An 18555-nucleotide genomic window follows, 5' to 3' on the forward strand; every position below is an offset into this window, starting at 1 on the left:
AATGTTTTGTCGATGCTGCCTTACATCGGGGGGGTTAGACCGTCCTTACCGACAGCGACGAACTGCGCCGCGGCTGCACTGGCGGGCTTTTTGATGAAAAGCTTCTGGCCCGCCTTAAGGATGGACCGGTCCGCAGGCTCGAAGCGCACGATCGGTGTACCTTCGGGAACGGCGACCTCGGCGGTGCCGCCTTCGTAGGCGATGGTCAGCGCCTTTCCGGCATTGCCTCCGCTGGTGGCGTCCGTCACCGTGCCGTTGGTCATGGCGCTCTGCTGCTGAACGGTGCCGTTGGTCATGGCGCTCTGCTGCCGGACCGTACCATTCGTCATCGCGCTGGATCCGCCGCTACCACCGCCGTTGGCCGCCATCACGCCGGGGGTATCCCATTCATAATGGCCTTCGCCGCTACCGCGCATGGATTCGGGGAATATCACCACCTCCACGGCGCGCAGCGCGTCCTTCGGCCCCGTCGTCGCGGTGCCGATGAAGTCGCCGTCCTTTACGTCGGCGAGCGTTGCCGGAACCACCCAGGCGTAAGCGGTGTCGTTGCCGGTCGGCACGTCCACGCTCTGGCCATCATAGGTTTGCACGGTGAGCGATGCATCGGTCATCGCGGTCAGCGCGCCGCGCACATGGTCGGCGGCGACGGCGGGTGCCTGCGCTGCACCGGCATCGGCGGCGGCTTCGGTGGACGGCTGTGCTTCGGGCTGTTCGCCGCCGCCGCTGCAGGCGGCAAGCGCGGCCATACCGACGCCGGAGAGGGCGAGTTTGATCAATCGCATGGGGAAGACCTTTCTTCAGGCCCAGACCGATCCAGCGGAAGGCCGGAAGTTTATCGGCGGGCGAGCCCGCATAACGCGGCGATACAAGGCGGAGTTCCGCTCCTGTCCGCTGGCTCGAGGCCGCGCGCAGCCAATGCGGGGGGCGCGCCGATCAGAGCGGTGGGGGCGCTACGCTGAGGTCGCTTGCGCGCTGCAGCACCAGATGGGTTTGATAATAATATTTCTCGGTCGGCCGGCCATTGGCTACGAACACGATGCGCACGCGCCGCGCGGTGCCGCGAACGGCGATGCGTTTGCCGTCCAGAAACTCGGCCGGATCCGCGCCGAAGCGTTCGCGCAAATGCGCCTGCATGGCGGGGGTGAGAACCACGCTCAGATTGCGCGGATCGCGATAATCGGGTTGCGAATTGAGATAGAGCCGTCCGGCATCGGCGATCCCGCTGCCGCGCACTGTCATCTCGAACAGGCCGCTGACGCCTTGCGGAGCCACTTCGGCTGCGTTCATCACCGCCTGCTCAGGCGTTAGGCGCACCAGCGGCGCGGACGAACGGCTGACCCCGTTGGCGGTTGGCGCGCAGGCGGCAAGCCCGAGCAGCGCCGCGCCAGCTATCCCTGGGTTGAGCACCGGCATACGCAGTGGGCCCCGGCGGCGGGCGGTCGCAGATCGGGGCGGGCGGCACGGAGCGATTGCGTTCATCGACCGATGTCTTCGCCGTGCGCAATTCCGATTGCAAGCTTCGAAAATCGGCATAGACATTTCTCCCGGCTGTATGCCGGACGTGGTGGGTGGGCCTTCGCGTTCCAGGGAGAGGTCCAACCTTACATGATATTCGGACGCGTAAAACCGCTCGATGCGATCCTCGCAACGGCGGAAAAGAAGTCGCTCACGCGCACACTCGGGCCGTGGCAGCTGACGCTGCTCGGCGTCGGGGCAATCATCGGCACCGGAATTTTCGTGCTGACGTCGGAGGCCGCACAGAAGGCGGGCCCCGGCATGATGTGGAGTTTCGTCATAGCCGGCCTCGTGTGCGCCGTCGCCGCCCTCTGTTATTCCGAGCTGGCTTCGATGGTGCCGGTGGCCGGTTCCGCTTATACTTATACCTACGCCGTGATGGGCGAGCTTTTGGCCTGGATGGTCGGCTTCGCGCTCATTCTGGAATATGCGGTATCCGCCAGCGCAGTTTCGGTCGGCTGGTCGGGCTATTTCGTCGGCTTGCTGGCGAATGCCGGGATAAACCTGCCACCCGCGCTAACCCAGGGTTTTTACGCGCCGGGCGGGTTCATCAACCTGCCGGCCATGCTGATTGCGCTGGTCATCACCGGCCTCTTGATGATCGGGACGACCGAGAGCGCGCGGGTGAACGCGGTGCTGGTGACCGTGAAGGTCACCGCGCTCGTCATCTTCATCGTCATCACGCTTCCCATGCTGAACGGGCAGAATTTCCAGCCCTTCATGCCCAATGGCTGGACCGGGCCGGGCCTCGGCTCCGGTCTTGGCGCGCTGGGCGCGGCGGCCTCCATCTTCTTCGCCTATGTCGGCTTCGACGCGGTTTCGACCGCGGCGGAGGAAACGGTAAATCCGCAGCGCAATGTGCCGATCGGCCTGATCGGTGCGCTCGGCATCTGCACGGTGTTCTACCTGCTGGTGTCCGCCGGTGCGATCGGCACCGTGGGCGCGCAGCCCATCATGGGGCCGGACGGCGGGCTCTTGCAGCCGGGAAGCACGCCCTTCGCCGAACGCTGCCAGAGCCTGCTCGCCATGGGCCGCGAGCCGCTGGTCTGCTCCAAGGAGGCGCTGGCCTTCGTGCTGCGCGAGGCGGGGCATCCCTGGCTGGGCAATGCCATCGGCATCGCCGCGTTCCTGGGCCTGCCTTCGGTGATCCTGATCATGCTGTTCGGCCAGACGCGTATCTTCTTCGTGATGTCGCGCGACGGCCTGCTGCCCACGGGCCTTGCGAAAATCCATCCCAAGTGGAACACGCCGCACGTCATCACCATGATCACCGGCGTTGCGGTGGCAGCGTTCGCCGCGTTCCTGCCGGTGGGCAAGCTGGCCGATATCTCCAACTCGGGCACGCTGTTCGCCTTCTTCATGGTGGCGCTGTCGGTGCTGATCCTGCGCCGCACCCAGCCGGACCGGGAGCGGCCGTTCAAGACGCCGTTCATCTGGATCGTCGCGCCGCTCGCCATCATCGGCACCGTCGGGCTCTATGTCAGCCTGCCGGTGGAGGCGATGCTGGTGCTGCCGATCTGGGGCGGCATCGGGCTGGTGATCTATTTCCTCTACGGATATCGCAAGAGCAACGTCGCGCGCGGCATCGTGGACGTGCCGGAGCTGGACAGCGACGCGCCGCCGGAACCGGTGCCGCCGCATAATTGATTGCGGGCGGGAAGAGATTGGAGGGGCAGGGGATATTCTCCTGCCCCTTTTTGTTGCCCGTCTCCGAACCAGCTCGCGCGGAGCTTGTTGAAGCACCGGTCTTCTTTTCGGCCCAGCGCCCAACCGTTAGACAGTACGCCCCTTCGACAGGCTCAGGGCGAACGGATGTTTTCAAGTAGGGCCCAACCCCCTTGCCCTCGCGCGTCACGTCGCTAGCCTCGTCCGCGAAGGAGAGTGCCGCCATGCGCCATATCGCGATCGTCGGATCGGGCCCTGCGGGCTATTACACCGCGGAGGCCGCGCAGAAGGCATTCGGGGAGGATGTGCGGATCGATATTCTCGATCGGCTGCCGACGCCCTTCGGCCTCATCCGCTTCGGCGTGGCGCCCGATCACCAGTCGATCAAGAAGGTCGCGCGCCGTTATGAGAAGGTGGCGCTGAGCGACAATGTGCGCTTCGTCGGCCATGTCACGGTGGGCGAGGACATTGCGATATCCGAGCTGATGGAGCTGTATGACGCGGTGGTACTGGCCACCGGCGCGCCGCACGATCGCACGCTCGATCTGCCGGGCAGCGATCTGGCCGGGGTATACGGCAGCGCATCCTTCGTCGGCTGGTATAACGGTCATCCCGATTTCGCCGATATCGATCCGCCGCTGGACGGGCGCGACGTGGTGGTGATCGGCAATGGCAATGTGGCGCTGGACGTGGCGCGCATCCTGTCCAAGACCACGCAAGAGTTCGCGGGCAGCGATATCGCCCGACATGCGCTGGATGCGCTGGAGACGGCGGCCACGCGGACGATCACCATCCTGGGCCGCCGCGGGCCGCACCAGATCGCCATGACGCCCAAGGAACTGGGCGAGCTGGGGGAGCTGGAAAACGCCGCGCCGAGCGTCGATCCGTCGGATTTGCCGCCCGAGGCGCAGGATGAGGGGCTGGAGCCGGGCCAGCGCAAGTCGGTCGCCCTCCTGCGCGACTTCGCCGCGTGCGCGGATGGCGCGGGTAAGGGCAAGACGATTATGTTCGATTTCTTCGCATCACCGGTCGAACTTCTCGGAGAGGAGCGGGTCGAAGGAGTGCGGGTGGAGCGGACCGAGCTGGACGGCGAACATCGCCCGCGCGGCACGGGCGAGACCTACGATCTCCCCGCGCAGCTCGTCGTCACCTGCATCGGCTATCGCAGCCCGCGCATCGAAGGTGTGCCCTATGATGAAGGCGCGGGGCGTTTCGCGAACGAGGACGGCCGCATTCTTCCAGGGCTCTATTGCGTCGGCTGGGCGCGGCGCGGGCCGACGGGGACGATCGGCACCAATCGCCCCGACGGCTATGAACTGGTCGATCGCATCGCGCAGGATATCGGCGCGGGCGCGGGCAAGGCCGGCCGTGCCGGGCTGGACGCGCTGCTGGAAGAGCGCGGGGTCGAGATTGTGACCTTTGCCGACTGGCAGAAGATCGACGAGGCGGAGATGGCGCGCGCCATGAAGGGCGCGCCGCGCGAAAAATTCGTTCGGGTGGAAGACATGATCGCCGCGCATCGGGGCGAATGAGGCACCAAAAACTTGCCGCCGCCGTCCTTGCGGCTGGCTAACGCTTCGAAACCGTTATCGGCCTGTTGAAGGGAGCAGGGTTCGATTTCATAGGGAGAGTGCGCAAGATGGCGGTCCTCTGAATGGCGGACGCCCGAACTTCGGAAGACGCGGTCTTTCTGCTCGCACTGACGATATGGCTGATTTCTTCACGGGCAACCGGCTGGCTGAACAAAAAAACCTGAAGATGGGTGCAGCCAAGGTCTTCCAGCATCTTTTGCTGCTCGGCGGTTTCCACACCCTCGGCGACAACGGCCATGGACAATTGGCGAGCCAGGCCGACTACGGCCGTGACGATCGCCTTGGCCGCCTGCGACCCCTCGATCTCGGAAACGAACGATTTGTCGATCTTGACCGTATCGAAGGTAAATCGCTGGAAGTAGCTGAGCGAGGAATAGCCGATGCCGAAATCGTCGATCGAGATGCGGATGCCGATGTCGCGCAGTTGCTGGAGCTGCGCAAAGGCTTCATGAGCATTCTGGATGACCAGGTTTTCGGTGACTTCCAGCTGAAGCCGTCCGGCGGGCAGGCCGGTCTCCTCAAGGACGGTCAGGATCGTCTCGACCAAGTGGCCCGAATAGAATTGGCGCGGAGACAGGTTAACCGCCACCTTGATGGAGGCCGGCCAGCTGCACGCGTCGCGGCATGCCTTGCGCAGTACCTGCTCGCCCAATTGTTCGATCAGACCGCAATCTTCGGCGAGCGCGATAAACAGATCGGGCGAAACCGGCCCACGATCGATCTGGGTCCAGCGCGCCAGCGCTTCGAAACCGATGATATCACCGGACCTGGCTTCGATGATGGGCTGATAGGCCACGTCGATCTCATCGGTATCGACGGCCGCGCGCAAATGGGTCTCCAGCGTGCGTCGGTCCCGCTCGGCTGCATCCATCTGATCGTCGAAGAAGCATGGCTGGCGCTTTGCTTCCTGCTTGGCGCGGTACATGGCAAGATCGGAATTCTGGCGCAGCGTCTCGATGGTGTCGCCGTCCTTGGGGTGGAGAACGACGCCGATCGACGCCCCGATATGCGCGGTAATACCGCCTACCGAAATGGGCGCGAAGATGCTCTCTATGAGATTGCCGGAAATGCGCAGTGCGCGCGAACGTAGGTTGTCGCCCGTTAGAAGGCAGACGAACTCGTCGCCGCCGATCCGGGCAATTTCCGAATGTTCGTCGGCGATGATGCTCAGCCGCTGGCCGATCAGCTTCAGCACTTCGTCGCCCATGACATGGCCGAACTGATCGTTGACCGACTTGAACCGATCCAGATCGATATTGAGCAGTGCAAACGGCTCCGCATCGTTGATTAGCTGATCGACGCGCTCCAGGAAGCTTGCGCGGTTCAACAGGCCTGTCAGGATATCATAGCGCGATAGCCGCCAGCGGTCCGCCTCTGAACGGCGGATTTCGGTGACATCCTCCGACAGCCCCAGGAGATACTGGCCCGGCCGGTCGGGGCCGTCGATCAGCACGCGGGTCGTGCGAATATTGACCCGTTCGCCATTGTCCCGTTCGAACTCGGTTTCCGTTTGCCTGGGCATGCCGCCGGAAATGGCGTCGCGATCGTTTTGCTTATATCGGTCGCCTTGTTCGGGAAACAGTTCCTCGTCGTCCTTGCCGATCATGTGCATCGCAGGGCGGCCTATCATGTCTGCTGCTTTCTTATTGAGCAGGAGATAGCGCTGCGTTTCGGAGTCCTTCACATAGAGCATCGAGGGCAGGTTCGCGACGACCGCCTTGAGGAACGTGCGACTGCTGTCTCGTTCGGCGCGGAGTTTCTTTCGCGCAGAGATATCGCGGACGACCGAGGCGAAGCCACCATGCGCCTCATCCCCCCAAGGTGCGAGCGCAAGTTCGATAGGGAATGTGGCACCGTCTTGCCGAACACCCGTAAGCTCTTGGGAGGGTGCCGGCGCGCGTGCAGGTTCCTCGTCGGAGCCCGTCTCACAGGGCGGGCTGTAATCCTGATCGAGGCCATCGGGGATGAATTCTGTAACGTCGCGGCCGATCGCGGTTTTTGCGGAATGGCCGAACATGTGCGCAGCGGCCTCGTTCCAGTAAACGATCTTTCCGGCGTGGTTGGCTGCAAAGACTGCGTCAGTCGTGGAAGCCACGACCTGCGCAGCGATATGCGCCTGAGACCGGGCGCGCCGGGCCTCGATCAGTTCGCTGACTACTTGGGCGAGCTCTTCCAGAAACACGATATTCGCGTCCGGAAAGTGGCTGCGCGGCGCGCCATCGAGCGCGCAGAGGCTGCCGATGCAATGGCCGGACCGCAAATAGAGTGGCGCGCCGGCATAGAAGCGGATATGCGGATCGCCGGTGACGAGCGGGTTGGTGCGAAACGTCTCGTCCTCAAGCGTGTCCAGTATGACGAGCGGCGCGCGCCGTTCCACCACCTGATCGCAGAAGGCGACGTCGCGGGGGGTCTCGCGGAAATCGATGCCCTGCCGGGATTTGAACCATTGGCGATCCCGGTCGATCAGGCTCACCGCTGCGCTGGATACGCCCAGCACGGCGGCCACCATCCGGGTGATGGCATCGAATTCGCGTTCGTCCCCGCTGTCCAGAATCGCTAGGTCCGCCAGCGCGGCAAGACGTTCGCTTTCGGTTAGCGCGAAATTGTGATTCCCCATCTGCACAGCGCCGCGATAGGGGAATAACCTTAAACTTTTATGTTCTTACAGGAACATGACGAAGGCGGCCGCGCCTGGAAATCAGATCGCGGCGAATTTCTCGATGTCGCGGATGCGGCCGGAAACGACCAGCTCATCGTCCGGAAAGATGATCGTGTCGGGCACCGCATGGATGAAGTCCTCACCCGCCCGCTTCACGCCGACCACCGTTACGTCGAACTTCTTGCGGCACTCGCTCATCATCAGCGGCAGGCCGACGACGGTTTCGGGCGCTTTCAGCCGGGCGATGGCGAACTCGGCATCGAAAGCGATGAAATCGAGCAGGCGTTCGTTCACGAGATGGGCAACGCGCTCCCCCATTTTGCGTTCTGGAAAGACGACATGATGTGCGCCCGTGCGCTCCAGCAGGCGGCCGTGGCGATCGGTATTGGCCTTTGCCCAGACATTGTTCAGGCCCATATCGACCAGCGCCAGCACAACAAGCAGGCTGGCCTCTACATTCGTGCCGATGGCCACGATGGCGGTGTCGAAGTCGGCGACGCCCAATTGTTTCAGTGTATCGATCTCGGTCGCGTCAGCTTCGACCACCTGTGTCAGCGCATCCTTGTGCTCGCGCACGGAATCACCGTCCACGTCCACGCCGAGGACTTCATGGCCCATGCGCTCCAGCGTGGTGGCGACGGCGCTGCCGAACCGGCCAAGGCCTACGACTAGGACGGGTTTTCTCTTATCAGCCGACAATGGGATTCTCCTCGGGATAGCGATAGCGCCGCTCGCTGCCGCCAAGGGCAAGGGCGGTGGCCGCGGTGATTGTGCCCACTCGCCCGACGAACATCAGCATCACCAGCACAAAAAGCGCCGACGGCGGCAACTGGGCAGTGATGCCGGTGGACAGACCGACGGTGGAAAAGGCGGAAATCGCCTCGAAAAGGATATCTTCGAACGCCAGCGGCGTGACCGAACTGATGAACATCGTCGCGCACAGTACCAGCAGCAGCGCGATCGAGGCGACGGTGAGAGCCTGCCGCTCGATCGCGTGACCGAAACGGCGGCCGAACATGCCCGCATCGCGCCGCGACAATATCTCTGCCAGAACGATGGCGAGCAGCACCATGAAGGTGGTGATCTTGATCCCGCCCGCCGTGCCCGCGCTGCCGCCGCCGATGAACATCAGCACATTGTTCACCACCAGCGTCTCCTCACGCATCGCGCCGAGATCGAGGCTGTTGAAGCCCGCCGTGCGGGGCATGACCGAATGGAACGCGGCGTTCAGCAGTTTCTCGCCCCAGTCCATCGGCCCCAGCGTGCCGGGATTGCTCCATTCCATGCCCAGGATCGCTGCAAAGCCGCCGATCAGAAGCAGGAGCGTTCCGGCCAGGGTCATTTTGGAATGCAGCGTCCATTGCCGCCAGCGCCAGCCATGTTCGCGCCAGTCCTCCATCACCGGGAAGCCCAGCGCGGAAAAGATCACCGACAGACCGATCGGGACCAGGATAAGCCAGTCGCCCTGAAAGCTCATTAGGCTGTCCGAAAAAGTGGAAAAGCCCGCATTGTTGAAGGCGCTGACGGACTGGAACAGGCCGTGCCAGGCCGCCTGGCCCCAAGACATGTTCCAGTGCATGGCGAACCGGAGCGTCAGCATGATCGCCACGGTCAGTTCGACGGTGATCGTGATGCCTAGGATCATGCGGATCACCGACGGCGCGGAGATCAGGTTCAGGCGGCTGCGTTCCACATGCGTCGCCATCCGATCGCGCAGACCGAAGCCGCGCCCTGCGATCAGGCCGAACAGCGTCGCGGCCGTCATGATGCCGAGCCCGCCGATCTGGAACATCGCCATGATCGCCACCTGCCCGAAGCCGGACCAGTAGGTCGGCGTGTCCTCCACGATCAAACCGGTCACCGCCACAGCCGAAGTGGCGGTGAACAGCGCGGTCATCAGCGGCGCGCGCGTCCCGTCTGCGGTGGCGATGGGCAGGCTGAGCAGCACCGTCCCGGTCGCGATCGCGCCGAGAAACAGCAGGGGGATCAGCCGGATCGGATTGCGCAGTGCGTTCATGCGAATCTCGCCATGTACGAATGCGGCGGGGCCGACAAGCGGCAGAAATTGGGTGAGAGAGGCGGCGGCGCCGCGGCGGTGAAACCGCGAGGATCACTGGCCATATCAGCCCACGACGCGCGTATGAATCAAGTGGATTAATCGATATTGCGAATTACTCTCATTGACAACAAACGGGCCAGCTCTATGGACGTTCGCCATCGGATCGATGACTGCCGCGTCCTGCGGCATGCTTTGTTGGAGGATATCCATGCTGCGTATCACGACCTCGCCGGTGGCGATGGCCGTCGCCCTGTTCGCGCCCTTTGCGGCGTCCGCCGAAACTCCTGAAGCGCCTGCGCCAGCCGCGCTGCAGACCGAACAGGAGGCTTTGGTGAATTCTGTCGATTCCATCATTACGGTGGAAGGCCGCATCGATCCGAGTGCGATTGCGGGCTCGGCGACGCTGGTCGATACACAGGAACTGCGCCTGTTCGACTATTCCGATCCCAACCGCGTGCTGCGGCAGGTGCCGGGCGTGAATTTGCAGGAAGAGGACGGCTTCGGGCTGTTTCCCAATATCGGCCTTCGCGGCACACCTGTGGAACGCTCCGGCAATATCACGTTGATGGAAGACGGCGTGCTGATCGCGCCCGCGCCCTATGCCGCGCCCGCCGCTTATTACTTCCCCGCCATCGGACGGATGGAAGCGGTCGAGGTCATCAAGGGCGCGGCGTCCGTACGCTATGGTCCTCGCACTATCGGCGGTGCGATCAACCTGCGCTCCACCTCGATCCCCGAAGACGGCATTACCGCGCGCGCCATGGGGCAATATGGATCGCGCGATTACTATGCCGGACATCTCTATGCCGGGATCGACACCGACTATGTCGGCGCGCTCGTCGAGACCTATCAGTTGGGCAGCGACGGATTCAAGACCATCGACTTCTTCCCCGATGCCGACACCGGCTTCCAGCGCCAGGATTATCGCGGCAAGGTGGCGCTGCATACGGCCCCGGGTCCGCCAGTCGATGGCCGGCTGGAATTCACCTATGGCTATAGCGAGCTGGACGCGAACGAGACCTATCTGGGGCTGTCGGACCATGACTTTGCCGCCGATCCCTATCGCCGCTACGCCGCCAGCCAGCGGGACAACTTTCTGGGCAAGCAGAACCAATATCGCCTCACCGGCACGCTGGCGTTCGTGGACGATACGCTGCTGACCGTCACCGCTTACAAAAATGATTTCGAGCGCAACTGGTCCAAGCTGCAGGATATCGATTTCAACGGCGATGGCCGCTTCGACTCCATCAATGCGGTGTTCGACGATCCCGCCGGAAATCCGGGCGCGCTCGCCATCCTGCGCGGTGCGGACAGCGCGCCGGGCGCGGTGCGGGTGCGCAACAACAACCGCACCTACGACAGCAAGGGCGTGCAGGTCTCCTTCTCGCGACCCTTCCAGACCGGCAAGCTGCGCCATGTGCTCGATTTCTCAGTCCGCTATCATGAGGACGAGGAAGACCGCCTGCAAAACGACGAGTTCTACACCCAGACCGACGGCACGCTGAACTTTGTGACCCAGACCGCCCCGGGCGTGCAGGCCAATCGCGAGGCGAAGGCGAACGCGCTGGCTTTCTACATCGAGGACCGGATCGAGATCGGCGCGCTGACGCTGACGCCGGGCATCCGTTATGAGGGGATCGACCTCACCCGCCTCGATTATGCGGGCAGCGATCCCGCCCGTGCGGCCGGTCCGACGCGCGTGCGCACCAGCAATGTCGATGAATGGTTGCCCGCGCTGGGCGCCACTTACGAAATCGGCGATTTGCTGCTGCTGGCGGGCATCTCGCGCGGTTTTTCCCCGCCGGGGCCGGGCAGCACCGATGCCCGTTCGGAGAAAAGCTGGAATTACGAAGCGGGCTTCCGCTATGCGAACCCGGCTTTCCGTACCGAGGTGATCGGCTTCTGGAACGACTATTCCAACCTTCTGGGTAGCTGTACCGTCTCGGTGGGGTGCCAGGTGGGCGACATCGGCGATCAGTTCAACGGCGGCGCGGTAACGACGCGCGGCGTCGAGTTCACCGCCGCGGCCGCGCCCGCGATCACCGAGCGCCTGTCCGCACCGATTTCGGTGACCTACACCTTCACCGACGCCCGCTTCGATCGCAGCTTCGACAGCGAATTCTTCGGATCGGTTCAGGATGGGGACGATCTGCCCTACATCGCGCGCCACCGCGCCTATGTGGAGGCGGGGCTGCGGTACGATCGCTCGTCACTGACGCTGGGCGCGAGCTATGTGTCGCCGATGCGGACCGAGGCGGGCAGCGGGCCGATCCCGCAGCAGGAACGGATCGACGATCACTTCCTGCTCGATCTGGCGGGCCGTTTCGCCTTTACCGACACGATCTCGCTGTTTGGACGGGTCGATAATCTGCTCGACAACCAGTATCCGGTTGCGCGGCGGCCTTATGGGCTTCGGCCCGGAAGTCCGCGCCGCTTCGTGATCGGCGCGTCGCTCGATCTGTGATGTGACCGGGGCTGGTGGCTTATTCCGCGGCCCCGTTCGCACCGCTGCCGCCGGGCATGCCGGCAAAGGTGACGACGCTTTCCGCGCCACTGTCCGACAGCGCGGACACGCCGAAGAAGTTGTTGTCGATGATGACGCCCTTCAGCACCGTTTCGGTCTGCCCGGCGGGCAGGTCGATCGCTTCGGCCCAGGCCATCTCGTTCGCGGGGCGCCAGTGGACGCGATATCCCGCGGCACCTTTCACGGGCGTCCAATTGACCGTCGTATCCGCGCTCACCGCGCCTTCGATCTCTACCTTGGCGGGGGCGGCAGGCGCGCTCGCCAGCTCGCGGATCACGTCCACATTCAACGCGGTGACGCGCGCGAGATAGTCAAAGTCCATCTTGTCGATAGTGTCGCCATATTCCCGGCCATTTTCGGTGCGCAAATCCTGATGCTGATAGTCGTAATGTTCGGCCACTTCGGAAAAGCGCACGGCGGGATAGCCGCGCTTCAGGAAAGGAATGTGGTCCCCGCCGCGGCGAAAGCGGTCCGGACGGCGGATCGCGAGCACTTCGAGGCGGCCCGGCGCAGCGGTGGAAATGCGGTCGATCGCCTTGGCCAGCGACCGGGAGGGGCTGTCGTCCTCTCCGCCGATCGCGCGCTGCACGGCGATGCCCTGTTCGTCCGCGGCGGCGCGGATGCCCTCGGAGAACACACGCACCTTATCCGCCACATGCTGTCCCCCGATGCCGGTGCTATTGCCCACGACATCATTGTTGAGGACGGCGGAGACGGTCCAATCGCGCTCTTCGGCGGTCTTCGCCAGGATCTCAGCGCCGTAGAGGCCCTGTTCTTCGCCGGACAGCGCGGCGTAGACGATGGTGCCGTCGAACTTCTCCTTCGAAAGAAGGCGCGCGGCCTCCAGCACCAAAGCGACGCCCGAGGCATCGTCATTGGCGCCGGGCGCGTCGTCCGTGATGTTCATCACATCGCTGACGCGGCTGTCGATATGTCCCTGCACGATGACGACGCGGTTCGGATCGCCCGTGCCACGCTGAATGCCGAGCACGTCTTCCACGCGCACGCCATCCGGCGCGCGATCGCCGGTCACGCTTTCACCGATGGTTTCCACCGTGATACAGCCGCCGCAATCCTTCGAGATGGTGCGCAGCCGCTGCGCCGCCCAAGCGCGCGCGGCGCCGATGCCGCGCTTCGGGTCGGTGGCAGAGGACAGCGTGTGGCGGGTGCCGAAATCGACGAGAGTCTGCACGCTCCGGCGCAGCTCCTGCGGATCCGGCGCGGTGGATTCTACCGAGGCAGAGGATTGGGCCGAGGCGGCTCCAGCAAGGATGGTGGTTGAGAGGAAAAGGGCGGGCGCAAGGAGGGCTTTGTTCATGGCGCCCGGCCTAGCGCAGATCGCCTGCGCCGCCAAATGCGCTATTCGCTCTCTTCGCTCCAATCGGTCGGCAGCTGCGCGGACCATGCGGCCAGTTCGTTGAAGGCGAGCGGAGCGTGGAAATGGAGGCCCGCAAAACCCTGCCGCCACCAGCGCACATCGGCGCGCTTGCGCCCGATGCCGTCGATCGCGATACGCAGCGGTGCAGACGCCCGCAGTCGCTTGTCGATGCCGATCTTGGCACCGGCCAACGAAATGTCGTGCAGCCGCACCTGAAAAACCTCTCCATCCACTTCGATCGCGGCGGGAAAGTTCATGCGCAGCCGCTGTGCGCGACGCTCGCGTTCGCCATGTGGCAGCGCGATCACGCTGGCGATGTCGATGGGCGCTTCGAATTGAAAGCCGCAGAAGCCGTCCCGCTCCCACCTTTTATGCATGCGCAGCGTGCGACCACCGAGAAATTCGATGTCGATCACATCGATGCCGTCCATCGGCCCAAAGGTTTGCAGCTTCATGCCAGCGCTGGAAATATCGCGCATGATGCAGAAGCAGTCATGATCTTCCAGCAGCAGCTTGGCCGTGCGAAACACCACCCGGTGCCGTTCATTCGAACGCCGCTCTTCGGTCTCCGAATGTTCGGCGCCTTCCTCGACCAATATGCCGCGTATGGCCTGCGTCATCCGCCTTTACTCTGCAAAAATCCCATTCCCTTGGCATCCATTTACCAAGCGCCCGGTTAATTCTTCGTTGCAGCGTTCGCCCTGTTTGCGCGCCGCTAGATCATCACGCCAGCGCAGCGTCGCCGACAAAGGGGTTGCTCTGACGCTCGCGGCCAAACTGGCTGGGGCGTCCATGGCCGGGGATGAAGGTGGTGTCGTCGCCCAGCGGCCAGAGCTTGCCGGTAATCGCGTCGATCAGATCCTGATGGTTGCCCATCGGGAAGTCGGTGCGGCCGATCGACCCTTCAAAAATCACGTCGCCGACGATGGCGAGCTTGGATTCGGGGTGGTGAAAGACGACATGGCCGGGCGTGTGGCCGGGGCAATGGTAGACGTCCAGCGTCAGATCGCCGACGGTGACCTTGTCGCCGTCGACCAGCCAGCGGTCGGGCTCAAACGGGGCGCTGTCCAAGCCGAAACGCGGGCCGTCATCGTCCAGCCGGCTGATCCAGAACCGGTCCGCTTCATGCGGCCCCTCGATCGGCAGGCCCAGTTCCTTGGCAAGCTTGCCCGCCTCGCCGCAATGATCGGCATGGCCGTGGGTGATGAGAATTTTCTCCAACTCCACACCGGCCTGCTTCACCGCTGCCTTCAGCTTGTCGAGGTCGCCGCCCGGATCGACCAGCGCGGCCTTGTTGGTGGCGGTGCACCAGATCAGCGAACAGTTCTGCTGCAGCGGCGTGACCGGGATCATCGCGGCCTTGAGCGGGGGCGTGGGGGCGGGGTTCGAAGTGACGTTGGCCATGGCCCTAGATGTGGCCGGAGCCCGCGCGCGATGCAAGGGCACGTCAGTGCACGGGATCGAATGCGATTGTGCATTCGCAGCGCTATAGCTTGCGGCCCACCCATAGCACGCGGCCGACAACGTCGACCGTATCGAGCGGGCGTTCGCCCAGGCTCGGCACCGCCTTGTTGTCCGAGGAGATCAGCACGCCGCCCCCCGGCACGCGGGAGAGGCGCTTCACCATCAGGTCTCCGTCCACGCGGATGACGTGGATGCCGTCGCGCCAGGCACGCGGCGTGCGGTCCACCAGGATCTCGTCGCCGTCCATCAGCGTGGGCTCCATGCTGTCGCCGCGCACCCTGATCATGGAGGCGTCTTCGGCGCGCACGCCCAGCCCGCGCAGCATTTTGGGATCGAAGCTTACCGCGCCCTTGGGGCTTTCATGATCGACCGCCGCGCCCGGGCCCGCCGAGGCACCGATATCGAGCCGGTCGACGGCAAGAAACGCGGGCGCCGTAGCAGGCGGTCCGCCGAGCCGCGCGGCATCCACGCCGAAAAACTCGGCGATCGTTCGGCGGTCGTCCTCGGCCAGCCGCCGGGGACTGCCGCGCTTGATGAACTGCTGGATATAAGCCGGATTTTTGCCAATCAGGCGCGAGAGGCCAGCATAATCGCCGCCCTTTTCCTCGATCAGCCGCGCCAGCGCGCGGCGTTGTTCGCTGCCGTCCATGCCCCACAATATAACGATAGGAAAAATCCTAGACAAGTAGGATTTCGAAAGGAACAAGCTGGAACATATAAAGAACATCGATTCTAGCAAAGGAGGATTGCGCGATGCATATCGGACGGCTGGTGGAGCGCTTTTTGCGGGAAATGGATATGCCGCCGACCAAATTCGGCCGTCTGGCGGTGCGCGATCCGCGGTTCGTGCAGGATCTGCGCAATGGCCGCGAAGTGCGGGAGCGCACCGCAGCGCGCGTAGTCGCTTTCATCGAGGCCGAGCGGGAGAAGCATAGTGCGGCATGAAGCGCTTCTCAGCCGCGGCGCAGGGCGGTTCGTTCGCCAGCTGCTCGATCTGGCAGGGCCGGGCTGGACGATCGTGCGAGCGGGCGAGCGCCCTTGGGCCAGCGCCACCTTCGATGGCCTGCGCCTGCGTATCACCATGCGGCCCGGTGGGGGTGGCGGGCACGACAATGCGGAGCTGTGCGCGCGGATCGAGCAGGCCGATTTTGGCGTGATCCGTTATCTGGTGGCGGAGATTGCCGCGCGAACGGAGCGGGATGCGATTTTGGTGGAAGCCTTGCTGATCGCTCAGGCCTAAGCGCTGCGGCGGTTCATCCGCTCAAGCGTTTCCAGCGCAGCGCGCAGGGCCTCGTCCATCTCGTCCTGCGGTTCGTTTGCCTTGGGCACGGCCTGGACCGGACGCGGCGCGAGCGGCGGCAAACTGTCCTCTCCCTGCTGGACGGTCGGTTCCGCCGGCGCAGGTTCCGGCACGGCTCGTTCTTCGGTCACTTCCGGTTCGGCAGGAGGCGCTGCGGCCGTTTCGGTCTCGGCCGGCTGCTTGCGCTCTTCCTGCTCCGGTTCGATGGCTGGCTCTTCGGCGACCGGCGTTTTCTCCGATGCGCGCTCTGCACGGGTGCGTAGCCGCGCTTCCAGCCGGTCGATCAGGTCGTCCAGATCGAGATCGGCATACGGTACACCGCTGTCGGACATGGCCTTGTCCTCGGCAGCGGCAGGGCTGCTTTGCTCATCGCGCGCATCGGCCATGAAGGCAGCGCCGAGCGGGCGGCCGCCTTCGGGCAGGCGCGGGGCGGCGGGGACGGGGCGGGGAAGGTCTTCCTGTACCGGCGCAGCGCTTGCCGCGACCTGTGCCGGCTGCTCCCAGGCCGGGACCGCCCGTTCGTCTGCATCGAAATGCTCGCCAAGATCGGTGTTCGCCCGGATCGGAGGGCGCGGCGGTGCGTCGGGGTGCCGGTCCGCCCGCTTGAGCTTGGGAAGATCGTCAAACTCGCGAATTGCCGGAACACCGCTTTCGCGTCCGGCCAGCGCATCCAATTTGGACTTCAGGCGGGCAAACCAGCCTTGCGAATTTCCGCCTGCCGGGGTGTCGATGGTCGAGCGGCGAATCCCGGTAAACCGGGGGAAACGCCGGAAAGATATGCTGGCCATGGACTTGGGTTCCTTCGTTCCGCGATGCGCGGGCGCGCCGTTGCCGATCAGGGCGAGCACGATGCCGGCAACGACGACCGCGGCCACAAAGGCAATGCCGATGCGCGCGGTGGTCCCCAGCGGCGGGGCGGTTTGCGGGATAATCTCGGAAAGACCGCTCGATGCGGTAAAGTTCTCGATCACTGCAATGGGGATCAGTACGGTGACGGCAGCGGCGGCGCAGCCCGCGGCAAGCGCCGCAGGGATCGTCCAGTGATGTCGTTTGAGTGTCATACCGCCCCCGAATCGCGCGCTTTCCTCAGGCTGCGCAGCCTATGTCCGGTCGCTTTAACAGCGAATGGTAAACGGGATCGTAACGATGAACATTGGCCGCCCAGTCGCGCTCGGCCCTTACAAAAGCCTGCGCGGTGTCGCGCCGCGCTTCCCAGCTTTCCCTATCGCGGAGGAGCTTCGCAACCGCGCCGGCCAGCGCGTTTGGATCATCCGCTGCAAACAGGGTGCCGGTGCGTCCATGGTCGATGAGTTCGCGGTGCCCGCCAACATCGGACGCGGCGACGAGACGGCGCTGCGCCATGGCCTCCAGCGGCTTCAGCGGGGTGACGAGCTCGGTCAGGCGCATGCGCTTGCGCGGATAGACCAGCACGTCGATCAGGCTGTAATAGCGCTCCACTTCCTCATGCGGCACGCGGCCGACGAAGCGGATCGCCCTGGACGCGTTCGATCCCAGCGCCCGGGCGCGCAGCACCTGTTCGCACGGGCCGCCGCCCACCAGCAGCAGCTGCGTGCCAGGCACCCGCTCTCGCAGAGGGCCTAGCGCGTCGATCAGCGTATCGATGCCTTCATAATCGTAAAAACTGCCGATAAATCCGATCACCGGCCCGTCGTCCAGCAGCAGGCGGCTCGCCAGTGCGGCATCGCGGCGCGGCGGCGTGCCGAACAGGTCGAGATCGACACCATTGGGGGAAACGGTGATTTTTTGCGGATCGATACCGCGCGCGATCAGATCGCTGCGCAGGCCCTCGCAGATGACCGCGACCGCATCGGCGTGGCGCACGACGCGCGTCTCCAGCGCCTTGATAAGGCGGTACCGCGCATTGCCCTCGGTGCCCGTGCCATTGCCGACGGCGGCGTCTTCCCAAAAAGCGCGGAGTTCGTAGACGAACGGCAGCCCAAGGCGCTGTGCCGCGCGCTGTACGGCCAGACCGTCGAGGACGGGTGAATGCGCGTGGATGATATCGAATGGCCATCGGCGATGCAGTTGCACGATGCGGTCCGCCAGCATCGCAACCTCGCGAAATTCGCGCATGGGCGAGGGCAGGGAAGTATGGCCGGGTGTGCGGTAAAAGCGCAGGCCTTCATGAATTTCAGCCTCTTCGCCCGCACCGCCGCCATTGGCCCCATGTCGCAGGCCGGTGAGCCCGGCCACCTGCCATCCGGCCCGCTCTTGCGCCTTCATGATCGCACGGGTGCGGAAAGTGTAGCCGCTGTGGAGCGGCAGGCTGTGATCGAGGACGTGAAGAATGCGCGCCATAGAGCCCGCTGATGGCGCAAAAGCCTTAACGGGCCGTCAACCCAAAGCGGCTAGGCGCTGAAGGCATAGTCCAGGGAGCC

Annotated in this window: 16 protein-coding genes; 5 read left to right on the forward strand and 11 right to left on the reverse strand. The window is 64.3% G+C overall.

Translation table 11 applies throughout. The features are described from left to right. Positions 1–20: 20 nt before the first annotated feature. Together I6A82_RS04620 and I6A82_RS04625 are read right to left on the reverse strand one after the other, a co-directional pair. Positions 21–782, reverse strand: coding sequence for a hypothetical protein (locus I6A82_RS04620; protein WP_198093927.1), 762 nt, complete (start codon positions 780–782; stop codon positions 21–23). A gap of 151 nt (positions 783–933) precedes the next feature. After that, the gene (locus I6A82_RS04625; RefSeq protein WP_232343290.1) at positions 934–1287 is read right to left on the reverse strand and encodes a hypothetical protein; all 354 of its coding nucleotides are present in this window, start codon (positions 1285–1287) and stop codon (positions 934–936) included. A gap of 318 nt (positions 1288–1605) precedes the next feature. Between I6A82_RS04625 and I6A82_RS04630 the strand changes: the two genes are divergently transcribed. Further along, positions 1606–3162 carry an amino acid permease gene (locus tag I6A82_RS04630; protein WP_198093929.1) on the forward strand — a complete coding sequence of 519 codons (1557 nt, stop codon included), beginning with the start codon at positions 1606–1608 and terminating at the stop codon, positions 3160–3162. Positions 3163–3404: 242 nt separating this feature from the next. After that, a complete protein-coding gene (locus tag I6A82_RS04635; RefSeq protein WP_198093930.1) occupies positions 3405–4712 on the forward strand; it encodes an FAD-dependent oxidoreductase in 1308 nt (435 codons plus the stop codon). Between the two features lie 37 nt (positions 4713–4749). Here I6A82_RS04635 and I6A82_RS04640 read toward each other — a convergent pair whose 3' ends face one another. The 3 genes from I6A82_RS04640 to I6A82_RS04650 all read right to left on the reverse strand — a co-directional run bounded on the left by I6A82_RS04640 (position 4750) and on the right by I6A82_RS04650 (position 9448). After that, positions 4750–7389, reverse strand: coding sequence for a sensor domain-containing phosphodiesterase (locus tag I6A82_RS04640; protein WP_198093931.1), 2640 nt, complete (start codon positions 7387–7389; stop codon positions 4750–4752). Positions 7390–7470: 81 nt separating this feature from the next. Then, positions 7471–8130, reverse strand: coding sequence for a potassium channel family protein (locus tag I6A82_RS04645; protein ID WP_198093932.1), 660 nt, complete (start codon positions 8128–8130; stop codon positions 7471–7473). Then, complete coding sequence (locus I6A82_RS04650) at positions 8120–9448, reverse strand: TrkH family potassium uptake protein (protein WP_198093933.1); 1329 nt, start codon at positions 9446–9448, stop codon at positions 8120–8122. Before I6A82_RS04650 ends, I6A82_RS04645 begins: the two co-directional genes overlap by 11 nt. A 250-nt stretch (positions 9449–9698) precedes the next feature. Between I6A82_RS04650 and I6A82_RS04655 the strand changes: the two genes are divergently transcribed. Continuing rightward, positions 9699–11954, forward strand: coding sequence for a TonB-dependent receptor family protein (locus tag I6A82_RS04655; protein ID WP_198093934.1), 2256 nt, complete (start codon positions 9699–9701; stop codon positions 11952–11954). A gap of 19 nt (positions 11955–11973) precedes the next feature. Here the strand turns inward: I6A82_RS04655 and I6A82_RS04660 are convergent, their stop codons facing one another. From I6A82_RS04660 to I6A82_RS04675, 4 genes are all read right to left on the reverse strand, one after another. After that, positions 11974–13332, reverse strand: coding sequence for a M28 family metallopeptidase (locus tag I6A82_RS04660; protein WP_198093935.1), 1359 nt, complete (start codon positions 13330–13332; stop codon positions 11974–11976). Positions 13333–13373: 41 nt separating this feature from the next. Further along, positions 13374–14012, reverse strand: coding sequence for a PilZ domain-containing protein (locus I6A82_RS04665; RefSeq protein WP_198093936.1), 639 nt, complete (start codon positions 14010–14012; stop codon positions 13374–13376). 103 nt (positions 14013–14115) lie between these two features. Further along, on the reverse strand, positions 14116–14796 hold the full coding sequence (locus I6A82_RS04670; protein WP_198093937.1) for an MBL fold metallo-hydrolase: 681 nt from the start codon (positions 14794–14796) through the stop codon (positions 14116–14118). An 82-nt stretch (positions 14797–14878) separates the two neighbouring features. Then, on the reverse strand, positions 14879–15505 hold the full coding sequence (locus I6A82_RS04675) for a S24 family peptidase (RefSeq protein WP_198093938.1): 627 nt from the start codon (positions 15503–15505) through the stop codon (positions 14879–14881). A 104-nt stretch (positions 15506–15609) separates the two neighbouring features. Between I6A82_RS04675 and I6A82_RS04680 the strand changes: the two genes are divergently transcribed. Together I6A82_RS04680 and I6A82_RS04685 are read left to right on the forward strand one after the other, a co-directional pair. Further along, positions 15610–15801 (forward strand): hypothetical protein, encoded by a 192-nt coding sequence (locus I6A82_RS04680; RefSeq protein ID WP_198093939.1) that lies wholly within the window; start codon positions 15610–15612, stop codon positions 15799–15801. Then, complete coding sequence (locus I6A82_RS04685; RefSeq protein WP_198093940.1) at positions 15791–16096, forward strand: hypothetical protein; 306 nt, start codon at positions 15791–15793, stop codon at positions 16094–16096. The genes I6A82_RS04680 and I6A82_RS04685 overlap by 11 nt, the downstream gene beginning before the upstream one ends. On the opposite strand, the gene I6A82_RS04690 is transcribed toward I6A82_RS04685, so the two are convergent. After that, positions 16093–17217, reverse strand: coding sequence for a hypothetical protein (locus I6A82_RS04690; protein WP_198093941.1), 1125 nt, complete (start codon positions 17215–17217; stop codon positions 16093–16095). The two genes, I6A82_RS04685 and I6A82_RS04690, sit on opposite strands and share 4 nt — an antisense overlap. Positions 17218–17242: 25 nt before the next feature. Next, positions 17243–18475, reverse strand: a complete 1233-nt coding sequence (locus tag I6A82_RS04695) for a TIGR04063 family PEP-CTERM/XrtA system glycosyltransferase (protein WP_198093942.1) — start codon at positions 18473–18475, stop codon at positions 17243–17245. Positions 18476–18555 lie beyond the last annotated feature (80 nt).

Origin of the sequence: Novosphingopyxis sp. YJ-S2-01, assembly GCF_016093175.1 — a bacterium.
GTDB lineage: Bacteria > Pseudomonadota > Alphaproteobacteria > Sphingomonadales > Sphingomonadaceae > Novosphingopyxis > Novosphingopyxis iocasae.